We start from the raw sequence: 22,272 nt of genomic DNA on the forward strand, positions 1-22,272 counted from the left end.
TAATCTCGCCATGTCAACCGCTCCCGACCGCCGATCCCGCAAACGCCAGGCCACCCGTCAGGCTATTTCCGATGCCGCCACTCGCCTGTTCATCGAACGGGGCTTCGATCAGGTGACGGTGGATGACATCGCCGAAGCGGCCGATGTAGGGCGCATGACAGTGTTTAACCACTTCCAGCGCAAGGAGGACATGTTCTTCGACCGCGATGCGGAAGGGCGCGAGCTGCTGCTGGCCGCGCTGGCCGCTAAGTCGCCGCAGCTAGCGCCTCTGGAAGCGCTGCGCCGCCTGGCGCACCAGCTGGTGCAGGAGCAGCATCCGGCGCTGGCTTTCTCGGCCCGCAGCGCCAGCTTTGTGATAGCCGTGGGCGCCAGCGAAGCGCTCAAGGCCAGAGCGCGGGCGATACGGGGGGAACTGGAAGCCGCACTGGCGCAGGCACTGGCGCACAGCGCGGGGCGGGTGGCACCTGATGCTGATGCCGAGCTGGCGGCCAGCCTGTTGCTGGCCTGCTGGAGTACGGCCTATCTGCAAGCGCATCAGCGCTACCGTATCAGTGCTGATGAAGCGCAGGCGCAGGCTGTGTTTCTGACGCGGGTAGAGCAGGGCAATGCGGCCGTGCAGGCAGCACTGGCCGGCACGCCTTACGTTTAGTGGCTGGCGGCTAGCGCGGCAGCCGCACATTGCAGGCATAAAAAAAGGGAGCGTGCAGCTCCCTTTTTGCTATTGCGTGATCGACGATCAGGCGAAGTTGGCGGCTGCGAAGTCCCAGTTGGCCAGCTTGAAGAAGGTCTCAACATATTTAGGACGGACGTTGCGGTAGTCGATGTAGTAAGCGTGTTCCCACAGGTCGCAGGTCAGCAGCGCTTTGGCATCGGTGGTCAGCGGGGTCGCAGCGTTGGAGGTGTTGACGATGTCCAGCGTACCGTCGGCTTTTTTCACCAGCCAGGTCCAGCTCGAACCGAAGTTGCCTACGCAGGACTTGGTGAACTCTTCTTTGAACTTGTCGAACGAACCCCATTTGGCGTTGATGGCGTCAGCCAGCGCGCCTTCTGGTGCGCCTTTGCCGTTCGGGGTCAGGCCGTTCCAGTAGAAGGTGTGGTTCCACACCTGAGCTGCGTTGTTGAACACGCCGCCCGACGATTTCTTGACGATTTCTTCCAGCGACAGGTTTTCGAACTCGGTACCTTTGATCAGGTTGTTCAGGTTGGTCACATACGTTTGATGGTGTTTACCGTAGTGGTATTCCAGCGTTTCTTGCGAGATGTGCGGCGCCAGAGCGTCGATGGCATAGGGCAGAGGTGGCAGAGTATGTTCCATTGTTATTCCTTTAATGGTTGCTGTTTAAAACCGGAGTGATTTTTGTCGAAACGTCCAGCATTGTAAAGCGGAAGCGCTTTCGCTGCAGGAAAGCCTTCAATTCCGTGTGGCTAAACCCGGAAAGCTAGCGTACGCGCCGCGTGGTTTCGCGTACCACCAGTTCCAGCGGCGGCACTTCGCCGCGTGCCGGTTCGCCGTTAATAATGCGCATCAGCGCCTGGGTGGCGATGCGGCCGATGTCGTACAGGGGCTGGCGCACCGTGGTCAGCGGCGGGGTGGTGTAGGACGAGCCGGGCAGGTCATCGAAGCCGACCAGCGAGATATCGTCCGGCACGCGTATGCCTTTGCGGTACAGCGCCAGCCGCGCGCCATAGGCCGTCAGGTCATTGGCGGCGAAGACGGCCGTGAACTGCTGGTGGGTATCGAATAACTGGTTCATGGCCAGCATGCCGCTCGATTCGTGGTAATTGCCTTCCACGATCAGCTTGTCGTCGAGCGCGATGCCGGCTTCCTTGAGGGCGCGGGTATAGCCGGCCAGACGTTCGCCGGCATCGATATTGTTGGCCGGACCCGTGATGAAGGCGATGCGCCGGTGGCCCAGTTCGATCAGATGGTGTACGGCCAGATAGGCGCCCGCTTCGTTATCGAGCTTGAAGCCGAGTGCGCTGGCCGTGTGCAGCGCCCGTCCCGTAGAAACGATGGGGCGCTGGGTCGAGAAGTTCAACACCGTCTGGTCCGACATGCGGCCCGACAGCAGGATGATGCCGTCGACTTTGCGTGCCAGCAGCAAACGGATACGGTCGGCTTCTTCCTCGGCATCCCAGTGGCCGCTGACGATCACCGAAGCATAGCCAGTGTTTTTCAGGCCATCGTCGACGCCGCGCAGGGTTTCGTCGAAGAAGGGCGAGGAAATATCCTGCACCACGATGCCTATGGTCATGGAACGGCCTTTTTTCAGGCCTTGCGCCATCTGGTTGGGCGCGAACTTCACTTTTTCAATGGCGGCCAGCACGGCATCGCGCTTGTCGTCGGAGACGCGGGCCGTGCCGTTGAGGATGCGCGAAACGGTGCTGGGCGAGACGCCCGCCAGACGGGCAACATCCATCAGAGTCGAAGGGCCGGAGTGTCGCGTATTGTCTGCCAAGGGATGTCCTGCTGCTAAGAATGGGGGAGTACAGGTTATGAAAACCTTTTCGCCAGCAGATTACCATAAATCGCTGAGTAATCCGGCAATTGTCACTCCTGCCCCCGCCAGACGGTCAAAACGCCATGGTTTTGTGGGTAAAAAGTAGTTTGAAATCGTTTTCAAGCATGTGCTGGCATATAATCGCGAAAAGCTGAGCCAACAGCGTACCCGCAGAAATAGAACAGGAAGCAGCATGGAGACCGTCGCACATATCCACCTCTCGAGTGGCCCCCGCCTGTTGGCGGACGTAGGCGGCAGGCGCGCCAGTTTCGGGCTGGAGACGGCACCCAACTGCATCGTCGCCGTGTGGGAGACGGATTGCGCCGACTACCCCACGCTGGGGGCGGCACTGGTGGCCTATCTGTCGCAGCCGGCCACGGTGGCGGCTGGCGGCTATCAGGCCCGCTATGCCGGCATCGCCATCGCCAACCCGATTGACGGCGACTGGGTCACGATGACCAATCACCACTGGTCGTTTTCCATCGAAGCCGTGTGCTCGCAGTTCAGCCTGAAGTCGCTGGTGGTGGTGAACGATTTCAAGGCGCTGGCCAGTGCCTTGCCCTATCTCGATGCGGCGCACCGCCACCAGATCGGCGGCGGTGTGGCGCGCGAGGGCGCCATGATAGGACTGGTGGGCGCCGATGCCGGGCTAGGCGTGTCGGGGCTGGTGCCGGCCGGCGAGCGCTGGATTGCCATCGACAGCGAGGGCGGGCACAGTACTTTCGCTCCCATGAACGAGCGCGAAATTGAGATCCTGCGTTATGCACGGCGCTATCACGAGCATGTGTCGAGCGAACGGCTGGTGTCGGGACTGGGGCTGGCGCTGGTGTACCGGGCGCTGGCCGAACGGGCGCGCATCACGCCGCAGGAACTGGATGCCGTGCAGATTACCGAACGTGGTCTGGCGCGCACTTGTCCCGTCTGTGAAGAGACCCTGCTGGCGTTCTGCGAAATGCTGGGTACGGTGGCCGGCAATGTGGCGCTGACGCTGGGCGCCAAAGGCGGCATCTATATCGGTGGCCGCGTGGTGCCGCCCATGCTGGCGTTCTTCGAACGCTCCGGCTTCCGCGCCCGCTTCGAACAGAAGGGGCGCTTCTCCGACTATCTGGCGCACATCCCCACGCTGGTGATCACGGAAAAATATCCTACCCTGATCGGCATGTCGGCCATGCTGTCGGCAACCTGAGCTACTTGCCTGCGCTGCGACTGATGCGGTGCGACCTATTCCAGCGGCTGTACCGATGCCACGCCCACCTGCGCGCTGCCACCTGCGACGCGCAGCGTAATCGTGCTGGGCGCGGTGAGCTGGGCCGGATCGCGCACGATGCTGCCCTGTGCATCGCTGACGATGGCATAGCCGCGTTCCAGCGTGCGTTGCGGATTCAAAAGCGCGAGCTGCGACGACCATGCGGCCAGCGCTTCACGCCGTTGGCTCAGTTGTGTGCCCAGCGCCAGTGTGGCGCGGTATTGCAGATGGGCGAGCCCCGTGCGCTGTGCCCTTACATCGGGCTTGAGCGCTGCCAGCCGGTCGCTCAGTCGCTGCATCTGGTAGCGTGCCTGTGCCAGCGGTGCGCGGTTGGCATGGGTCAGCGTGCTGGCCTGCGCCTGCAGTTTCAGGCGCTGCTGGCGGATCTGCGCGGCAGGGCTGAGCAGGCGGTGGCTGTAGTTATCCAAGGTCTGTGCCGCTTCGCTGCCCGTGCGGCGCATGGCGCGGCGCAGATCGATCACATGCGAGCGTAATTCGGCCAGCCAGTCGGCGCGCGGCGTCACGGCCAGTTCGGCTGCTGCGGTGGGCGTGGCGGCACGCAGGTCGGCAGCAAAATCGCAGATGGTGAAGTCGGTTTCGTGGCCCACGCCGGAGATCACCGGCATGCGGCAGTTGGCGACAGCATAAGCTACATCTTCATCATTGAAAGCCCACAGGTCTTCGATGCTGCCGCCGCCACGGCAGACGATCAGCACATCGCAGTCATTGCGCAGCGAGGCCGTATCGATGGCGGCAGCGATTTTCTCGCCTGCGCCCTGACCCTGCACGGGAGTAGGGTAGAGCACCACGTTGACGTGGGGTGCGCGCCGCTGCAGCGCGGTCAGCACATCACGCAGCGCCGCCGCCTGCGGGCTGGTGACGATGCCCACCGTGCGCGGGAATAGCGGCAGTGGGCGCTTGCGTTCGGGGTGGAACAGGCCGGCCGCTTCCAGCTTTTCCTTCAGGCGCAGAAAGGCTTCGAACAGCGAACCCACGCCGGCGCGGCGGATGGCTTCCACGTTGATCTGGTAATCGCCGCGCGCACCGTATAGCGTGACCAGTGCGCGTACTTCCACCTTGTCGCCCTCGCGCGGAATGAAGCTGGCGTACTGGGCGCGGCCACGGAACATCACGGCGCGCACCTGCGCGGCATCGTCCTTGAGGGTGAAATACCAGTGGCCCGAGCTGGCGCGCGTAAAGTTGGAGACTTCGCCGCTGATCCAGGTCAGCGGGAAGGAACGTTCCAGCAATCGGGCCACGGCCTGGTTCAGGGCACTCACGCTGATGACGGGAGCGCTGGGCGGGGTGGCAGTATCGGCAGAATTCATAGTGGCGACAGCGAGGGGCGTCCGGTGGACGGGGAAAATCGGCTAGTGCGGGATTTTAACGCGTCCGCGGCTGTGCATAGCTATCCACATGACTGGAAAGCCGTCATATAGCCGTCACACGGTATAGATTGCCCTAAATATTGCATCTATGGCACTGATTTTAAACGATAAATCACCCTGCTAAATTCCTGTGCAGCGGCAAAAACTCCTTATAAATCAAGTGCTTTGCATAAGTCATGGGTGGTTGCGCACAAAGTTATCCACAAAAAATGTGTAGAAATCCACCGCGTCGGCGATTCCGACAGGAATTTTCTCCACATGCGGTGCAGAACTGCGCAGATGTCGTCTCTGCATTATTTTTATGCATGCGTGTAATTTCCTTCCAAATCAAATACTTGCCTAATTACATCGGCCGTTGCGCACAATCTTATCCACACAAAGTGTGTAGAAGTACACAGCTCAAACGGGAATTTTAGGCTGCCCGTGGCTGCCTATTTTTTGAGCTGGAAATAAATATCCTTATAAATCAAGGTACTTAGCTACCACGTACAGCCTTGCGCACAATCTTATCCACATAATTTGTGCAGAACTGCACAGTTGTCCCTGCCAGGGGTAAAAAATATCACATTGACAATGGAATCGGCGCTTGACTCCCCCCGTGCTGGAATTTTGCGCAGGAGAACTATATTGATTGAAATCAATGAGTTAACGGGCCACCCCATGCCTTGCTCACAATCTTATCAACAGAATATGGGCACAACTTTTGCGTGCACACAGGAGCGCGGGCGCTGCTGCACTGCGCTATTTTTGAGCTTGATAATTTTCCCCATATAAATCAATGGCTTAATATGTTCTGTACGGTATTGCACACACAATTGTCCACAGAAAATGTGAAGAACTCGGTTTTGGGGATAAGCACATGTTCACCGCCCTTGGCCTGCCACTTGCCGAGTACGTCCCAACAAGATACATTGCGCCTTCGGGTGTTCATCTATTCAGGAGTCTGTTTTGCTCGCCATCTTACAAGCGGCCGGTTGGCCTATCTGGTTATTGCTGACCGCTTCGATTGTTGCCACTGCCCTCATCATTGAACGGCTGATGTATCTGCGCCGCAGCAAGATACTGCCGAAGAAGTTGCTGGACGACGTGGTGCTGGTCTACCGCAACGGCAAGGTCACTCCGGAAATCATCGAGAAGCTGGAACAGAATTCGCCGCTGGGCGTGGTGTTTGCCGCCGCCCTGCGCAATATCGATTCGCCGCGCGAAGTGATGAAAGAGTCGATCGAAGAGGCGGGCAGCGGTGTGGCCCACACGCTGGAACGTTTCCTCACAACGCTGGGTACCATCGCCACGCTGGCGCCGCTGATGGGCCTGTTCGGCACGGTGGTCGGCATGATCGAGATTTTCGGTGCGCAGAATGCCACCGGCTCCAATCCGGCCCAGTTGGCGCACGGGATTTCCGTGGCGCTATATAACACCGGCTTCGGCCTGGCCATTGCCATGCCGGCACTGGTGTTCTACCGCCATTTCCGTGCGCTGGTCGATAGTTTCATCCTCGAGATGGAACAGCAGGCGGTGAAGTTTGTCGACATCGTCCACAGCAAGCGCAAGTAAGGACGCCGCATGAACTTCCGCAAAGGCCAGCGCCGCGAGGATCCGGAAATCAATCTGATTCCCTTCATCGACGTGCTGCTGGTGATCCTGATCTTCCTGATGGTGTCTACCACCTACAGCAAGTTCACCGAACTGCAGATTACGCTACCCACGGCCGACGCACAAAAGGCCACGGAGAAGCCGTTCGAACTCAATGTGACGGTCGATGCCAAGGGCAATTACACCATCAACCAGCAGCCGATCTCGTTCCGCGATGTGGCGGGGCTGGCGCAGGCCATGAAGAACGCCGCGGCGCAGGGCGGGGCGGCGGGCCAGTCGCCGGTGGTGATCGTCAATGCCGACCAGTTTGCCATGCATCAGATGGTGATCAACGTGATGGAAGCGGCGCGCGTGGCCGGTTACGAAAAGCTCACGTTTGCCGCGCAAACCGGTGCGGCTAAGTAAGCGCAAGCGTCGGTGCCGGTGAATTCTCCTTCTTCTCAATCTTCTGAGCAGCTGCCTGCAGCGGCCGTGCCTGCGCCAGCCGGTTCGGCGCTGGAAGCGCGGCTGACGCGTGCATGGCTCAGGCGCGGCCCGCTGGCCTGTGCGCTGTGGCCGGTCTCGCTGCTGTTCCGTGCCCTGAGCGGCGTGCGCGCCGCGCTATTCCGTGCCGGCGTGCTGCGGTCCACCCGTCTGCCCGTGCCGGTAGTGGTGGTGGGGAATATCTTCATCGGCGGCACCGGCAAGACGCCGCTGACGATCTGGCTGGTGCAGGCCTTGCAAGCTGCGGGCTTGCGGCCCGGCGTGATTTCGCGCGGCCACGGCAGCAAGCACACGGCGCCGCGGCTGGTCGATGGCAGCGCCACGGCGGCGCAGGTGGGCGATGAACCGCTGCTGATCTGGCAGCGCTGCGCCTGCCCTGTGATGGTGGGACGCGACCGCGCTGCGACGGGACAGGCCCTGCTGGCGCTGCACCCCGAGATCGATATCTTGCTAACCGACGACGGCCTGCAGCATTACGCGCTGCAGCGCGATGTCGAGATCATCCTGTTCGATGGCCGTGGCGCCGGCAATGGCTGGCTGCTGCCCGCCGGTCCGCTGCGCGAGCCGGTGAGTCGGCGCCGCGATGTGACCGTGATCAATGCGCCGCAGCTCAGCTCCGGTCTGCTGGCCAGCGTAGGCGCCAGTCGCGGCGCGGCCCAGCCGGGTGGCGGGCTGCCCGATGGCACTTACCAGATGGTGCTGGCCGGCGACTATGCGGAACAGTTATGCGACCGCCAGCAGCGCACCTCGCTGGTCGAACTGGCCGCCCGGCCCGCATTGCGCATAGTGGCGGCGGCCGGCATCGGCAATCCGGCGCGCTTTTTCGGCATGCTCAAAGCGGCTGGCCTGCAGGTGCAGGAACTGCCGCTGCCCGATCATCACGATTTTCTCGATCGTCCGTTTGCAGCACTGGAGGCCGATCTGATCTTGATGACGGAGAAGGATGCAGTAAAATGTGCGCAAATTGAAGAACTCAGAGATGATCCGCGTTTGTGGGTTGTCCCGGTCTCGGCGCGCATCGATGCCGCGCTGGCCGCTCAAATCGTGGAGAAATGTCGTGGACGCTCGTTTGCTTGATATCCTGGTCTGCCCTGTCTGCAAGGGCCCGTTGGAGTACGATAAAAAGGCGCAGGAAATGATCTGCAAGGGTGACCGTCTGGCTTTCCCTATCCGTGATGGCATCCCCATCATGTGGGCCGACGAAGCCCGCACCCTGCAGGATAAGGCGGAATAAGCGGTGGCCGCACCGTTCATCGTCATCATTCCGGCGCGTCTGGCTTCGACCCGCCTGCCGAACAAACCGCTGGCCGACCTTGGCGGCAAACCGATGGTGGTGCGCGTGGCCGAACGGGCTGCGCTGGCCGGTGCCAGCCGCATTATCGTCGCCACCGACCATGCCGATATCCGCGCTGCCTGCGAACAGCATGGCGTGGAAGTGTGCATGACGCGTGCCGATCACCCGTCCGGCACGGACCGTATCGCTGAAGTGGCACGTGCGCTGGCACTGCCGGCCGATGCGGTGGTGGTCAATCTGCAGGGCGACGAACCGCTGATCGACCCCGCGCTGCTGCAGGCCGCTGCGGCCCGCATCAATGCCGATGTGCCGATGTCTACCTGCGCCCATCCGCTGCATGATGCGGCCGATGCCTTCAACCCCAATGTGGTGAAAGTAGTGCTGGATAAGGCGGGGCGGGCGCTGTACTTCTCGCGTGCCACCATCCCGTGGCACCGCGATGCCTTTGCCAAGGACCAGAGCGCGCTGCCGGCCGGCTATGTGCCGCTGCGCCATATCGGTCTGTATGCCTACCGTAACGATTTCCTGCAGGCTTACCCGACGCTTGATGTTTCCCCACTGGAATCTATCGAAGCGCTCGAGCAGTTGCGCGTGCTGTGGCATGGCTATCCGATCGCCGTGCATGTGACCGATAGCGCCCCTGCGGCCGGTGTCGATACGCCGGAAGATCTGGCGCGCGTACGCCAGTTCTACTGAGAGTCTGTCCATCTGGCGGCTGTTGTAGCGGGTGCTCCGCGTCAGGCAGTCGTCAGTTCAAACGGTTATAACTGTTTACGGTGGTGCGATATTCATACGGAATATCTCTCCATGCCCCGGATTCGCCCCATAAGAGCGGTTTTAGCTGTCACAAATTGGCGTAGAGACGAGGTTTTGTGGTAAGTTGCGTACGATAGTCAGACTTGCAGCAGATCTACTGTTTCCACATCACCCATATCCATATCTGTTTTAGGAATTTTTCATGCGTCTTATTCTTTTAGGAGCACCAGGTGCCGGCAAGGGCACTCAGGCTAATTTCATCAAAGAAAAATACAACATCCCGCAAATTTCCACTGGCGATATGCTGCGTGCGGCCATCAAAGCTGGCACCGAAATGGGTCTGGCTGCGAAAAAGGTCATGGACGCAGGTGGTCTGGTGTCGGACGACATCATCATCGGTCTGGTCAAAGACCGTCTGGCCGAACCGGATTGCGCCAACGGCTATCTGTTCGACGGCTTCCCACGCACCATCGCCCAGGCTGACGCCATGAAGGACAGCGGCGTGGCGATCGACTACGTGCTGGAAATCGATGTGCCAGACGAATCCATCGTCGAGCGTATGTCGGGCCGCCGCAGCCATCCTGCTTCGGGCCGCGTGTACCACATCAAGTTCAACCCACCTAAAGTCGAAGGCAAAGACGATGTGACCGGCGAAGATCTGGTGCAGCGTGACGACGACAAAGCGGAAACCGTGAAGAAGCGTCTGGACGTGTATCACAACCAGACCGAAGTGCTGCTGGGCTACTACAACAACTGGTCCAGCACCGGCCAGCCAGGCGCACCGAAATACCGCCGCATCTCCGGTGTGGGTCCGGTAGAACAAATTCGTGACGCGGCATTTGCCGCGCTGACGGAATAAGCGTTACAGTAGAGCGGACCGAGTGTCCGCTTTTTTTATGTCTGCGCCGGTGGTGCGCAGACCGCCCTGTAGGCAAGAGCTAGCGCTCGGTGCTCTCCCGTTTTGAAGTGATGCAGTACGCAGGTTAGTTGGCTGCGTCGTCCTACCCGGATGGCGTCAGTTTTCTGAGTGTGGTTTGTAGACTTGTTCAATAACAATAAGGGGACACTATGGCAGCTAGTCTATGGTTTGCAGTGGCGTGCGGCGTGATCGCCGTGGTTTATGGTTTATGGTCGCGTAGCTGGATATTGCGACAGGATGCGGGTAATCCGCGCATGCAGGAAATCGCTCTCGCTATACAGGAGGGCGCGGCCGCCTATCTGGCGCGCCAGTATCGCACCATCGGCATCGTCGGCGTGGTGCTGCTTGTTCTGATCGGCGCCTTGCTCGATCTGCGCACTGCCATCGGCTTCCTGATCGGCGCAGTGCTGTCCGGTGCCTGCGGCTTTATCGGCATGAATGTCTCGGTGCGCGCCAATGTGCGCACAGCGCAGGCCGCGACCAAGGGCATGAACGAAGCGTTGAATGTCGCCTTCAAGGGCGGCGCCATTACCGGCATGCTGGTAGTGGGGCTGGGCCTGCTGGGCGTGGTGCTGTTCTATATCTATCTGACGGCCAACCCTGCGGGTGCTAACGCGAACCCGCATGATCTGATCAAACCGCTCATCGGTCTGGCCTTCGGTGCTTCGCTGATTTCCATCTTCGCCCGTTTGGGCGGCGGCATCTTCACCAAGGGCGCCGATGTGGGCGCGGATCTGGTGGGCAAGGTCGAAGCCGGCATCCCCGAAGATGATCCGCGTAATCCGGCCGTGATTGCCGATAACGTGGGCGATAACGTGGGCGATTGCGCCGGTATGGCGGCCGACCTGTTCGAAACCTATGTGGTGACGCTGATCGCCACCATGCTGCTCGGTGCGCTGCTGATCGTGAATGCACCGACCACGGCCATCGTGTATCCGCTGCTGCTGGGCGCCGTATCCATCATCGCTTCCATCATTGGTTGCGCCATGGTCAAGGCCCAGCCGGGCAAGAAAATCATGTCGGCGCTGTACACGGGGCTATGGTGGGCAGCCGGTCTGTCGCTGATCGGCTTTGCCGTGATTACGTGGCAGGTGTGGCCCGATGAAGCCATGCGCATGAAAATGATGGGCTGCACCGTGGTCGGCATCGTGCTGACGGGGCTGATGGTCTACATCACCGAGTACTACACGGGTACGGACTTCCATCCGGTTAAACACATCGCCGAAGCTTCCACTACCGGCCACGGCACCAACATCATTGCCGGTCTGGGTGTATCGATGAAGTCGACCGCCTATCCGGTGCTGGCCGTGTGTGCGGCCATCCTCGTGTCCTATCAGTTGGGCCAGCTATATGGTGTAGCGATTGCGGCGACGTCCATGCTGTCCATGGCCGGCATCGTGGTGGCGCTCGATGCTTACGGTCCCGTGACGGATAACGCCGGCGGTATCGCCGAGATGTCCGGTATGCCGGAATCCGTGCGCGCGATTACCGATCCGCTCGATGCCGTGGGCAATACCACCAAGGCCGTGACCAAAGGCTACGCCATCGGCTCGGCCGGTCTGGCTGCACTGGTGCTGTTTGCCGACTACACCCATGCGCTGGAATCGGCGGGCAAGAGCATCACGTTCGATCTGTCCAACCCTATGGTGATCGTGGGGCTGATCATCGGCGGGCTGATACCGTATCTGTTCGGCGCGATGGCGATGGAAGCCGTAGGCCGCGCCGCCGGTGCGGTGGTGGTGGAAGTGCGCCGCCAGTTCCGTGATATCAAGGGCATCATGGATGGCACGGGCAAACCGGAGTATGACAAGGCAGTGGATATGCTGACGGCTTCGGCGATCCGCGAAATGATTGTGCCTTCGCTGTTGCCCGTGGTGGTGCCTATAGTTGTCGGCATGCTGCTCGGTGCTGCGGCACTGGGCGGTATGCTGATGGGTACCATCATTACCGGCCTGTTCGTGGCGATTTCCATGACCACGGGCGGTGGCGCATGGGATAACGCCAAGAAGTACATCGAAGATGGCCACTTCGGCGGCAAAGGTTCGGATGCGCACAAAGCCGCTGTGACGGGCGATACCGTGGGTGATCCCTACAAGGATACGGCAGGTCCTGCCGTGAATCCGCTGATCAAGATCATCAACATCGTGGCGCTGCTGCTGGTGCCGTTGCTGCCTGCTTCGGGCTGGCTGGCTGTGACGCCGGCAGCGCCCGTCGCTGCGGTTGCCGCGCCAGCGGCGGCGATGATGCAACGTGCCGATGCGCCACCGCCGCCACAGATGGCAGCACCGACGGAAGGCACTGCAGCACAGCCTGCTGCGTCCGATGCGCCTGCCAAGTAAGCAGCAGCACTATCGTTAGTAATTGTTACGCACCCTATCCTTCGTCACTGCGCTGGCCAATAATGAAGCTGGCAGCAGGGGCGGAGGAGGGGGATGTTTATGCAGATACATATCAGTCGGCGGCTCGCGCATGTATTGTTGGCGGCGATGCTGATGGCGTACTGCGGCATCGCGGAAGCGCAGTCCGCCAGTGCTGCCGACAGCTCCAGACCGGCTGAACGCGAAGCTTATGCGCGCCTGCCTGTCTGCACGCTGAGCGCCGATGGCCAGCATCTGGCCGTGCAACCGTGCCGTACGGCACCCGCGCGGGTGCCCATGCCGCGCCGACCTGTCCCCCAAAGAATAGACCCGCTGCCCGATACGCGGCTGGCACCATCAATTCCCTTACCTGTACTTTCCACGACCAACCGTGACAGGTCCATGCTGCCAGCGATCACCCCCGCCGCGCCTGCGATAGGCAGTCCGGCGCCAGTTGCGGCGCCGTCCGTGCCGCGCGCGTTGAATAATTGCACGGCAGGGGGATGCAATGATGCTGCAGGCGGGCGCCTGAATAATGCGGCGCCCGGCATGGTCATCACGCCGCAGGGGCAGGTGTGCAGTCGCAATGGCGTGTGGATACAGTGCTAGTGCCTATGATCAGCAGGTTTTCCCCGTTCCAGCCCAAAAATTCGCTACAATGCGCAGGTGACGTTAACGTAAACGTCAAATAAAAACCAGATAGGGACACACATGCAAATTCAGGACAATGTATTCATCGTGACGGGTGGCGCTTCGGGACTGGGCGCGGCAACGGCGCGCATGCTGGTTGCGCAGGGCGGCAAAGTGGTGCTGGCGGACGTGCAGGCGGAAGCGGGGCAGGCGCTGGCTGGCGAACTGAACGCCGTATTCGTCAAATGCGACGTGACCTCGGAAGCGGACGGTCAGGCCGTCGTAGCGGCAGCTACTGCACTGGGCACGCTGCGTGGCCTGATCAACTGCGCCGGCGTGGCGCCGGCCATGAAAACCGTGGGTAAAGATGGCCCCCATCCGCTGGAACTGTTCCAGCGTACCGTCAACATCAACCTGATCGGCACCTTCAACATGGCCCGTCTGGCGGCTGATGCCATGAGCAAAACGGCGGCGACGGAAAGTGGCGAGCGCGGTGTGATCATCAACACGGCCTCGGTGGCAGCCTTCGATGGCCAGATCGGTCAGGCGGCCTATGCTGCCTCGAAAGCGGCTGTAGCTGGCATGACGCTGCCGATGGCACGCGACCTGTCGCGCAACGCGATCCGCGTGATGACGATTGCTCCCGGCATCTTTGAAACGCCGATGCTGATGGGCATGCCGGAAGAGGTACGCACGGCGCTCGGTGCCATGGTGCCGTTCCCGCCGCGCCTCGGCAAGCCGGGCGAATATGCCCAGCTGGCGCAGGCCATCATCGAAAACAGCATGCTCAATGGCGAAACCATCCGTCTGGACGGCGCCATCCGCATGCAGCCGAAGTAAGCAGCACCCCCACGGGGTCCCCCCCCCCCACGGGGTCAGGTCGGGCAAAGTGCAGGTGTCAGGTCGGGCAAGTGGGCACGAGCTGGCGCGACGAAAAACGGTGGCGAGCTCTGCACCAATGCCCGACCTGACCCCGTGCGAGGTTTTGGTGTAGGATTCCAAAGTGATCGGGCGCGCAGCGCAGGCTGCGCGCTTTTTTATTTTGGAGAGTCTATGTTCCGTCTGAAGTCGCTCAGCGCGCATCTGGCGCTGTCCCTGCCGCTGCTGCTTGCGCTGCAAGTTCCGGCCTACGCTCAACGCAGCAGCAACGAAGCTGCCCCCGAAATCGCCACCGGCTATGCGGCCAAGGCGGGCAAATCGGCGCAGAAGTTCATGGTGGCGGCAGCCAATCCGCTGGCGACGGAGGCCGGCTACCAGATGCTCAAGCAGGGCGGCGCGGCCATCGATGCAGCCATTGCAACCCAGCTGGTGCTGACGCTGGTGGAGCCGCAATCGTCCGGCATAGGTGGTGGCGCTTTCCTGTTGTATAGCGATGGCAAGCGCGTGCAGTCCTACGATGGCCGTGAAACGGCACCGGCTGCAGCGGACGAACATCTGTTCCAGGATGCGGACGGCAAGCCGGTGTCGCGTGAAACGGGCGTGATCGGTGGCCGTTCGGTCGGCGCGCCGGGCGTGCTGCGCATGCTGGAAATGGCGCACAAGCAGCATGGCCGCCTGCCGTGGAAAACGCTGTTCGCGCCAGCCATCAAGCTGGCTGAAGACGGTTTCAAAGTCAGCCCGCGCCTGAATGGACTACTGTCGTGGGACCGTTATCTGGCGCGTGATCCCGTGGCCCGTGCCTACTTCTTCGATGAGCAGGGCAAACCGCGTCCGGTAGGCTATCTGCTCAAAAATCCCGAGCTGGCGCGTACGCTGCGCGAAATTGCCGAAGGCGGTGCCGATGCCTTCTACCAGGGACGTATCGCCAGCGATATCGCGGCCAAGGTAGCTGGCCATCCGACCAATCCGGGCAAGCTGACGGTGGCCGACATTGCCGGCTACCGTGCGCTCGAGCGTCAGCCGCTGTGCACCGACTACAAAGCGTGGACGGTATGCGGTGCGCCGCCGCCCTCGTCGGGCGGGGTGGCGATCGCCCAGATGCTGGGCGTGCTGGAGATCAAAGACATCGCGCCGCACAAGCCGGTCGACGGCCAACTGACGGCGCAGGGCATACACCTGTTCAGCGAAGCGGGCCGGCTGGCCTATGCAGACCGTGACCACTACATAGCCGATCCCGATTTCGTACCGCTGCCCGGCAAAGGCGTGGCGGCACTGGTGGACAAGGCCTATCTGGCCCAGCGCGCGGCGCTGATCGGCGAGCGCTCCATGGGGCGCGCTGCCTACGGTGTGCCGGACACGCTGAAGCTGGCTTGGGGTGCTGATAGCGCCATCGACAAGCCATCGACTTCCCATCTGGTGGCAGTCGATGCCTATGGTGGCGCACTGTCCATGACTACCTCGGTGGAAGATGCCTTCGGCGCACGCCAGATGGTGGATGGCTTCCTGCTGAATAATCAATTGACCGATTTCTCTTTCGATTCGCGCGATGCCGATGGTCCGATTGCCAACCGGGTGCAGGCCGGCAAACGTCCGCGCAGCGCCATGTCGCCTACGCTGGTGTTCAAGAAGGGCACCAAGGAGCTGGCACTGGCGGCTGGTTCGCCCGGTGGCGCTACCATCATCAACTATGTGGCCAAGGTGCTGGTCGGGACGCTGGACTGGCAGCTCGATGTGCAGCAGGCCATCAGCCTGCCCAATTTCGGTAGCCGCAACGGTCCGACCGAACTGGAAAAAGGCCGCGTCACGCCGGAAGTGATCGAACAGCTGAAGGCGCGCGGCCACCAGATCCGCGAGTCCGAGTTCAATTCCGGCCTGCAGGGCATACAGCGGCGTGTGGTCAACGGCAAGGCCGAATGGTTCGGTGGCGCTGATCCGCGTCGCGAAGGTGTCGTATTAGGTGACTAAGTTAGTGACTTAATAGGCCGAAGTCACTCTAAGTGCAGGGCTGGGACTCCCCAAACTACTCAGACCCTGCTAATCTCTTTGAATGGGAATTCATAAGAAAACCGGCCTGATACTGACAGGTGGTGGTGCACGTGCCGCTTATCAGGTCGGCGTGTTGCAGGCGATCTCGCAAATACTGTGGGAGGCCGGCTGGCCGCCGGCACGCAATCCCTTCGAAATCATCTGCGGTACTTCTGCTGGCGCCATCAATGCCACTGCGCTGGCCTGCCGTGCCGATAATTTCGGCGAAGGCGTACAGAAACTGCTGGACGTGTGGGAGCACATCGAAGTAGGGCAGGTCTATCGCGCTGATTCGCTCGGCGTGATCCGCTCCGGTGCGCGCTGGCTGTCGCTGCTGTCGTTCGGCTGGCTGCTGCGCAAATGGCGCGCCCAGCCGCCGGCTTCCCTGCTCGATAACACCCCGCTGGTCGGCCTGCTGCACCGCATGCTCGATCTGCCGCGCCTCGATGCCGTGCTGTCGGAAGGCCTGCTGCATGCGCTGGCCGTAACGGCATCGTCGTACAGCGCCGGTAATCACCTGACCTTTTACCAGACTGCGGCCGATATCGCGCCATGGGTACGCATGCAGCGGGTGGCGCTGCAGGACCAGATCGGCGTCGAGCATCTGCTGGCGTCATCTGCGATTCCTTTCATTTTCCCGGCCACGCCGCTGTACATGGGCGGCCACCGTGAATATTGCGGCGACGGCTCGATGCGCCAGCTCGCGCCGATTTCGCCGGCCATCCACCTCGGCGCCAGCAAAGTGCTGGTGGTCGGGGCGGGCCGCCTGACCGAACCGCCGCGCAGCGCTGCCGAACAGGGCGCGTCGCGCTATCCGAGTCTGGCGCAGATCGCCGGCCATGCCATGTCGTCCATTTTCCTCGATAGTCTGGCGGTCGATATCGAGCGGCTGGAGCGCATTAACCGCACCCTGTCGCTGCTGCCGGAGTCCTTGCTAGAACAGACGCCGCTGAAACCGGTGAAGCTGCTGGTGATTGCACCGTCCGAGCGGCTCGATGGCATCGCAGCGCGCCATGTAGCCAGCCTGCCCGCGCCGATACGTACCATGCTGTCCGGCATAGGCGCGACCGAATCGCGCGGCTCTGCACTGGCTTCCTATCTGCTGTTTGAATCATCTTATACTTGCGAGTTGATCCGCCTTGGCCAGCACGATACCTTCGCGCGCAAGGACGATGTACTGGCATTCTTCGAATCCTGATCGGGCTACGCTTTGTCGCTGAATCTACGTTTTTGCCGTTATCTGCTATTGCCATTGCTATTGTGGGCTGGTGCCGTCTGGGCTGGCCCGCCGCCACGCACGCTGCGCTTCGACCAGTTCCGCGTCGAGAACGGGCTGGCGCAGGAAACCGTGCTGTCGATTACGCAGGACCGGCAGGGCTTTATCTGGCTGGGCACGCAGGCCGGTGTGACCCGCTTCGACGGTTATCGAGCCGTCACCTTCAAGAGCGCAGTCTCGGATCCGCGCAGCCTGATCGACAACTGGGTGCGCGCGCTGCATGTCGATGCAGCCGGCCAGCTGTGGCTGGGCACGGACGGCGGACTGGATCGCTTTGACCCCGACAGCAATACCTTCATCCATTATCTGCCCAGCGAATCTAATCAACGCGGCAATGGTAACCGGCATATCCGTGCCATCGTCGACGACGGCGCCGGTTCCATGTGGCTGGCCAGCGGCGATGGCCTGCACCTGTTTGATCCGCGCACGCGCCGCTTCGTCAGCTGGCACCACGATCCGGCTGATCCGGGCAGCTTGTCCAACGATCAGGTGAATGCGCTGGCGCGCGATGCCAGCGGCCGGCTGTGGGTGGCCACAGCCACCGGACTGGATATGCTGGCGCCGGGCGCCATGCGCTTCCAGCATTTCACCATGGACGCCAGCCGTAACAGCAAATTCAATACGGTGCTGTCGCTGCAGGTCGATAGCGAACAGTCGCTGTGGGTGGGGACGCTGGGCGGGCTGGAACAGTGGCGCCTGCTGGGCAGCGAGCCGCAGCGGCGCCGCTTCGGTCCGCGCGAAGGCTTGCGCGCCGGCGCCAGCGTGCCCGTGATGTATCAGGATCCCGACACCAATATCTGGATAGGTACGCAGGCCGATGGCCTGTTCCGCTGGGTGCCGGCAGAGAACCGTTTGCAGCAGTACCGCCATCAGCTCAGCGATAGCCATAGTGTGGCGGATAACCAGATATCTTCGCTGTACCGCGACCGGGTAGGGACGTTCTGGGTCGGTACCTGGAATGACGGCGTGAGCCGGGTCGACATGGGCAGCGGCGGTTTCTCGCGCATCGTGCGCCAGACCGATATTCCGAATACGCTGACGGACAACAAAGTACACGCGATCATCGGCGAGACGCAGGGGCGGCTGTGGCTGGGCACCAGCAGCGGTCTGAATCTGTACGATCCTGTCAGCGGTACGGCGCGTACCTGGCGCTATACGCCGGGCAGCGCGAATAGCCTGAGCGACGACCATGTGACCACGCTGCTGCGTGACAAGAAGGGCAATATCTGGATAGGTGGCCGCGCTGGCCTGAATCATCTGAACATGGCCAATGGCAGCATCAGCGTAACGTCGTTTGCCCATGGTGATCCGGCCAGTGACATTATCCGCAATATCGTGGCCGACAGTAGTGGCATACTCTGGATCGCTTCGCGCGGCGGCCTGCACCGGCTCGATCCGCAGACCATGGCCGTGCGCACTTACCGGCATGATCCGTCGGACGTGAACAGCCTGTCCGACAATGTGGTGCGGCCGATACTGGAAGACCGGCAGGGACGCATGTGGGTAGGAACGTTCAATGGTCTGGATCTGTTCGACCGCAAGACGGGCGCGTTCCGCCACTTTCGCCGCGAGGCCAATAATCCCCATAGCCTGAGCCACGACGAAGTACATTATCTGTACGAGGATGGTAGCGGCACTATCTGGGTGGGCACCGCTGCGGGCCTGAACCGCATGGCGCAGGGCAAGGATGGCAGCATCAGCTTCCACCCCTATCTGCGCAAGGATGGTTTCGCCGATGACGCGATTGCATCCATCTTGCCCGACGATGCGGGCAACCTGTGGCTCAGTACCAATAGCGGGCTGTCGCGCTTGAACACCCGCACTGGCCTGATACGCAATTACTCGGGGGCGGATGGCACTATCGAGGGCGCGTATTTCGATGGCTCGGCCATGCGCGCAGCCGATGGCACGCTGTACTTCGGCGGTTTTAACGGCATCACCACTTTCATGCCGGCAGAGATACGCGAGAACAGCGTTGCACCGGGCGTGGTGATTACCGACTTCCAGATCTTTAACAAGTCCGTCAAACCGGGACAGACCGAGCACCCCGATGTGCTGAAGACTGCGATAGAACATACGGCCGCACTGACCTTGAGCGAGCGTGATTCCGTGTTCTCGCTGGAGTTCGCGGCCTTGCACTTTGCCGCGCCCCAGCGCAACCGCTTTGCCTATCAGTTGCAGGGCTTTGATGAAGACTGGGTGCTGACTGATTCGGATAAGCGCTTCGCCACCTACACCAATCTGGATCCGGGCAAATACATCTTCCGCGTCAAGGCGGCCAACAAGGACGGCATCTGGAACGATAAGGCGGCAACGCTGGAAATTACCATCCTGCCGCCGTTCTGGAAAACCTGGTGGTTCCGGCTGCTGGTGTTCATTGCTGCTGCTGGTGCCGGTTATGCGGTCTATCGTGGCCGCGTGCGCAGCTTGCACCATCAGCAGCTGCGGCTGGAAAATCTGGTCGGTTCGCGCACTGCCGAAGTGGAGCAGAAGAATCTGCTGCTGCAGCAGCAGAAGCAGGAGCTGGAGCTGCGCCGGCTCGAAGCCGAAGCGCAGCGGGCCGAAGCCGAGCAACGCCGCATCGATGCGGAGCGGCAGAAGATAGAAGTGGAGCACCAGAAGGAAAACGTGGAACAGGCGCACCGCAATATCTCGGTGCTGAGTGAACTGGGACGCGAAATGAGCGCCACGCTGGATGTGGAAACCAGCATGCAGACGCTGTACCGCCACGTGCATCACCTGATGAATGCGCAGATCTTCGGCATCGGCTTTGTGCGCGAAGATGCCGGCGTGATCGATTTTCCGTTTGCCATCGAGGAGGGCGTGCGTACGCTGCCTTACCAGCGCCGGCTTGATCAGCCCAACCAGCTCGCCGTCTGGTGTCTGACGCATTGCCAGCCGGTTTTCATCAACGACTTCCATGGCGAGTACCGCCAATATATGGATGAATCGGGGCTGGATAATCTGGTGCCCTGCATCCGCGAAGATGGCCAGCCTGCATCGATAGCCGAGTCGATGATGTATGCGCCGCTGATCGTGACGGACAAGGTAGTGGGCCTGCTATGCGTGCAGAGCAAGGAAAAACACGCCTACCAGCAGGTGCACATGGACATGCTGCAGACACTGGCCGCGCACGCAGCGGCCGGGCTGGAAAATGCCCGTGCCTACCAGCAGCTGGAAGAAACCCTGCAGACCTTGCGCCGCACGCAGGAGCAGCTGGTGCAGCAGGAGCGTCAGGTGCGGCTGCACACGGACGAACTGGCGCTGGCCAACCGCGCCTTGCAGGAAAACGATGAACGTCTGCGCCTGGCCAAGCAGAAGGCGGAAGACGCCACGCGCCAGAAGTCCGAGTTCCTCGCCAATATGAGCCACGAAATGCGCACGCCGCTGGCCGGTGTGATCGGCATGCTGGGCTTCGCCTTGCGCGATCTGAAGCTGGGCGTCAGCACGCGCGAACAGATTTTGCGCGCGCAAGCGAATGCCCAGTCGCTGCTGTCCATCATTAACGATCTGCTGGATTTCTCGAAGATCGAAGCAGGCAAGCTGACCATCGAGAATATCGACTTCTCGCTGTCCTCGGCGGTGGAAAATGTGGTCAGCCTGTTCGAAGAGCAGGCCGCTGCCCACAGCGTGGGCTTCAGCCTGGAGTTCGGCGAAGACTTGCCGCAATATGTGGTGGGCGATCCTACCCGTTTGCGCCAGGTGCTGGTGAATCTGGTGGGGAATGCGTTCAAGTTCACCGAGCATGGCTCGGTGCGTATGCGCGTCGAGCGCGTGCCGGCCGGCGTGGATAGTGACAGGAGCGGCATGAACCGCATCCGCTTCAGCGTCAGCGATACCGGCATCGGCATCGAGGCGAACGCCATTCCCCGTCTGTTCCAGCAGTTCGAACAGGCCGATGCTTCCACCACGCGCCGTTATGGCGGTACGGGGCTGGGACTGGCCATCTGCCGCCAGTTGGTGGAACTGATGGGCGGTGAGATCAGTGCGGTCAGCACGCCTGGGCAGGGCAGCACCTTCACCTTTGAGCTGCCGCTGGCCAATGGCGTGGCGCCGACCATGGTGCCGCATGTGCCTCGCGAGCCGCATAGCCACCAGCTCAAGGTGCTGTGCGCAGAAGATTTCCCTACCAATCAGATCATCATCCGCATGATGCTGGAAGATCTGGGCCACAAGGTGGATATTGCTGCCAATGGTGCGCTGGCCGTGAAAGCCTGCTCGCTGACGCGCTATGACCTGATCCTGATGGATGGCCGCATGCCGGAAATGGATGGCGCCAGTGCGACGCGGATCATCCGTGCCGGCGGTCCGATCGATGCGCCGGTGCGCGATCAGGAGCTGATGATAATCGCGCTGACCGCGAACGCCAGCGAAGAAGACCGCAGCCGCTATCTGGCGGCGGGCATGGATGATTTCCTCACCAAGCCTATCGATGAAGACAAGCTGCACTTCCAGCTCAGCCGCGCCATCGAGCGCCAGTTGCAGCGCGGGGTGCATCTGCCGCGCATGGCGCCGCGTAGCGAGACAACGGGCGGCACGGCGGAACTCGATGCCATGTTCGGCGTGGCGCCGGCGCCCGCACCGGGGCTGGAACCGGCGCGACTGGCCCAGCATAGTGGGGGCACGGATCTGAAGCAGCGCCTGCGCAGTGCCTTCAATCAGGATGTGCCGCTGCGGCTGGCGGAGCTGGAGCATGCGATAGAAGACGGTGCGGCCGATGTGGCCGGGCGGCTGCTGCACGGGATGAAAGGCAGCGCCGGCTATCTGGAGGAGCAGGAATTGCAGGCGCTGTGCGGCGATCTGGAGCTGGCGGCCGACCATGCCGACTGGGTACGCCTGCGTGAAGCGCTGCCGCAATTGCGCGAACTGTTGCAGAAAGTGCGCTAGAGGACAGCCAGTCGTAGAAGGTTTCGGTTAAGATGGGC

17 protein-coding genes are annotated in these 22,272 nt (G+C 61.4%); 14 read left to right on the forward strand and 3 right to left on the reverse strand.

Features of this window, described 5'->3' with window-relative positions; translation table 11 throughout:
• Positions 1–10 precede the first annotated feature (10 nt).
• Complete coding sequence (locus tag GM655_RS10995; protein ID WP_155434695.1) at positions 11–649, forward strand: TetR/AcrR family transcriptional regulator; 639 nt, start codon at positions 11–13, stop codon at positions 647–649.
• Positions 650–736: 87 nt separating this feature from the next.
• Here GM655_RS10995 and sodB read toward each other — a convergent pair whose 3' ends face one another.
• Together sodB and GM655_RS11005 are read right to left on the reverse strand one after the other, a co-directional pair.
• Positions 737–1,315, reverse strand: a complete 579-nt coding sequence (gene sodB / locus GM655_RS11000; RefSeq protein ID WP_155434696.1) for a superoxide dismutase [Fe] — start codon at positions 1,313–1,315, stop codon at positions 737–739.
• Positions 1,316–1,439: 124 nt separating this feature from the next.
• Complete coding sequence (locus GM655_RS11005; protein WP_155434839.1) at positions 1,440–2,420, reverse strand: LacI family DNA-binding transcriptional regulator; 981 nt, start codon at positions 2,418–2,420, stop codon at positions 1,440–1,442.
• Positions 2,421–2,694: 274 nt separating this feature from the next.
• Between GM655_RS11005 and GM655_RS11010 the strand changes: the two genes are divergently transcribed.
• Entirely contained in the window at positions 2,695–3,687 is a 993-nt protein-coding gene (locus GM655_RS11010) for a glucokinase (protein WP_155434697.1), read from the forward strand.
• Between the two features lie 35 nt (positions 3,688–3,722).
• Here GM655_RS11010 and xseA read toward each other — a convergent pair whose 3' ends face one another.
• A complete protein-coding gene (gene xseA / locus GM655_RS11015; RefSeq protein WP_155434698.1) occupies positions 3,723–5,075 on the reverse strand; it encodes an exodeoxyribonuclease VII large subunit in 1,353 nt (450 codons plus the stop codon).
• 1,008 nt (positions 5,076–6,083) lie between these two features.
• On the opposite strand from xseA, the gene GM655_RS11020 reads away from it, so the two are divergent.
• The 12 genes from GM655_RS11020 (at position 6,084) to GM655_RS11075 (ending at position 22,234) form a co-directional block, all read left to right on the forward strand.
• The gene (locus GM655_RS11020; protein ID WP_155434699.1) at positions 6,084–6,689 is read left to right on the forward strand and encodes a MotA/TolQ/ExbB proton channel family protein; all 606 of its coding nucleotides are present in this window, start codon (positions 6,084–6,086) and stop codon (positions 6,687–6,689) included.
• A 9-nt stretch (positions 6,690–6,698) separates the two neighbouring features.
• Positions 6,699–7,133 carry an ExbD/TolR family protein gene (locus GM655_RS11025; protein ID WP_155434700.1) on the forward strand — a complete coding sequence of 145 codons (435 nt, stop codon included), beginning with the start codon at positions 6,699–6,701 and terminating at the stop codon, positions 7,131–7,133.
• 66 nt (positions 7,134–7,199) lie between these two features.
• Complete coding sequence (gene lpxK, locus GM655_RS11030; RefSeq protein WP_371866780.1) at positions 7,200–8,288, forward strand: tetraacyldisaccharide 4'-kinase; 1,089 nt, start codon at positions 7,200–7,202, stop codon at positions 8,286–8,288.
• Positions 8,269–8,445 (forward strand): Trm112 family protein, encoded by a 177-nt coding sequence (locus GM655_RS11035; protein WP_071651656.1) that lies wholly within the window; start codon positions 8,269–8,271, stop codon positions 8,443–8,445. Before lpxK ends, GM655_RS11035 begins: the two co-directional genes overlap by 20 nt.
• A gap of 3 nt (positions 8,446–8,448) precedes the next feature.
• Positions 8,449–9,201, forward strand: a complete 753-nt coding sequence (gene kdsB / locus GM655_RS11040) for a 3-deoxy-manno-octulosonate cytidylyltransferase (protein ID WP_348699934.1) — start codon at positions 8,449–8,451, stop codon at positions 9,199–9,201.
• A 262-nt stretch (positions 9,202–9,463) separates the two neighbouring features.
• Entirely contained in the window at positions 9,464–10,120 is a 657-nt protein-coding gene (gene adk, locus GM655_RS11045) for an adenylate kinase (protein WP_155434702.1), read from the forward strand.
• Between the two features lie 209 nt (positions 10,121–10,329).
• Positions 10,330–12,519: a sodium-translocating pyrophosphatase gene (locus tag GM655_RS11050; protein ID WP_155434703.1), complete on the forward strand. Its 2,190-nt coding sequence runs from the start codon at positions 10,330–10,332 to the stop codon at positions 12,517–12,519.
• Positions 12,520–12,618: 99 nt separating this feature from the next.
• The gene (locus GM655_RS11055) at positions 12,619–13,146 is read left to right on the forward strand and encodes a hypothetical protein (protein ID WP_229632512.1); all 528 of its coding nucleotides are present in this window, start codon (positions 12,619–12,621) and stop codon (positions 13,144–13,146) included.
• A 102-nt stretch (positions 13,147–13,248) separates the two neighbouring features.
• Complete coding sequence (locus GM655_RS11060) at positions 13,249–14,007, forward strand: 3-hydroxyacyl-CoA dehydrogenase (protein WP_155434704.1); 759 nt, start codon at positions 13,249–13,251, stop codon at positions 14,005–14,007.
• Positions 14,008–14,220: 213 nt separating this feature from the next.
• Positions 14,221–16,011: a gamma-glutamyltransferase gene (gene ggt, locus GM655_RS11065; RefSeq protein ID WP_155434705.1), complete on the forward strand. Its 1,791-nt coding sequence runs from the start codon at positions 14,221–14,223 to the stop codon at positions 16,009–16,011.
• Positions 16,012–16,093: 82 nt separating this feature from the next.
• Entirely contained in the window at positions 16,094–17,269 is a 1,176-nt protein-coding gene (locus tag GM655_RS11070; RefSeq protein WP_155434706.1) for a patatin-like phospholipase family protein, read from the forward strand.
• 12 nt (positions 17,270–17,281) lie between these two features.
• Entirely contained in the window at positions 17,282–22,234 is a 4,953-nt protein-coding gene (locus GM655_RS11075) for a two-component regulator propeller domain-containing protein (protein ID WP_155434707.1), read from the forward strand.
• Positions 22,235–22,272: the final 38 nt, after the last annotated feature.

Origin of the sequence: Pseudoduganella danionis, assembly GCF_009720775.1 — a bacterium.
Taxonomy (GTDB): domain Bacteria; phylum Pseudomonadota; class Gammaproteobacteria; order Burkholderiales; family Burkholderiaceae_D; genus Rugamonas; species Rugamonas danionis.

Coding starts and splice junctions, on each gene's coding strand:
- GM655_RS10995 (WP_155434695.1), top strand. CDS start 11: ATGTCAACCGCTCCCGACCGCCGATCCCGCAAACGCCAGGCCACCCGT.
- sodB (WP_155434696.1), bottom strand. CDS start 1,315: ATGGAACATACTCTGCCACCTCTGCCCTATGCCATCGACGCTCTGGCG.
- GM655_RS11005 (WP_155434839.1), bottom strand. CDS start 2,420: ATGGATGTTGCCCGTCTGGCGGGCGTCTCGCCCAGCACCGTTTCGCGC.
- GM655_RS11010 (WP_155434697.1), top strand. CDS start 2,695: ATGGAGACCGTCGCACATATCCACCTCTCGAGTGGCCCCCGCCTGTTG.
- xseA (WP_155434698.1), bottom strand. CDS start 5,075: ATGAATTCTGCCGATACTGCCACCCCGCCCAGCGCTCCCGTCATCAGC.
- GM655_RS11025 (WP_155434700.1), top strand. CDS start 6,699: ATGAACTTCCGCAAAGGCCAGCGCCGCGAGGATCCGGAAATCAATCTG.
- adk (WP_155434702.1), top strand. CDS start 9,464: ATGCGTCTTATTCTTTTAGGAGCACCAGGTGCCGGCAAGGGCACTCAG.
- GM655_RS11050 (WP_155434703.1), top strand. CDS start 10,330: ATGGCAGCTAGTCTATGGTTTGCAGTGGCGTGCGGCGTGATCGCCGTG.
- GM655_RS11055 (WP_229632512.1), top strand. CDS start 12,619: ATGCAGATACATATCAGTCGGCGGCTCGCGCATGTATTGTTGGCGGCG.
- GM655_RS11060 (WP_155434704.1), top strand. CDS start 13,249: ATGCAAATTCAGGACAATGTATTCATCGTGACGGGTGGCGCTTCGGGA.
- ggt (WP_155434705.1), top strand. CDS start 14,221: ATGTTCCGTCTGAAGTCGCTCAGCGCGCATCTGGCGCTGTCCCTGCCG.
- GM655_RS11070 (WP_155434706.1), top strand. CDS start 16,094: ATGGGAATTCATAAGAAAACCGGCCTGATACTGACAGGTGGTGGTGCA.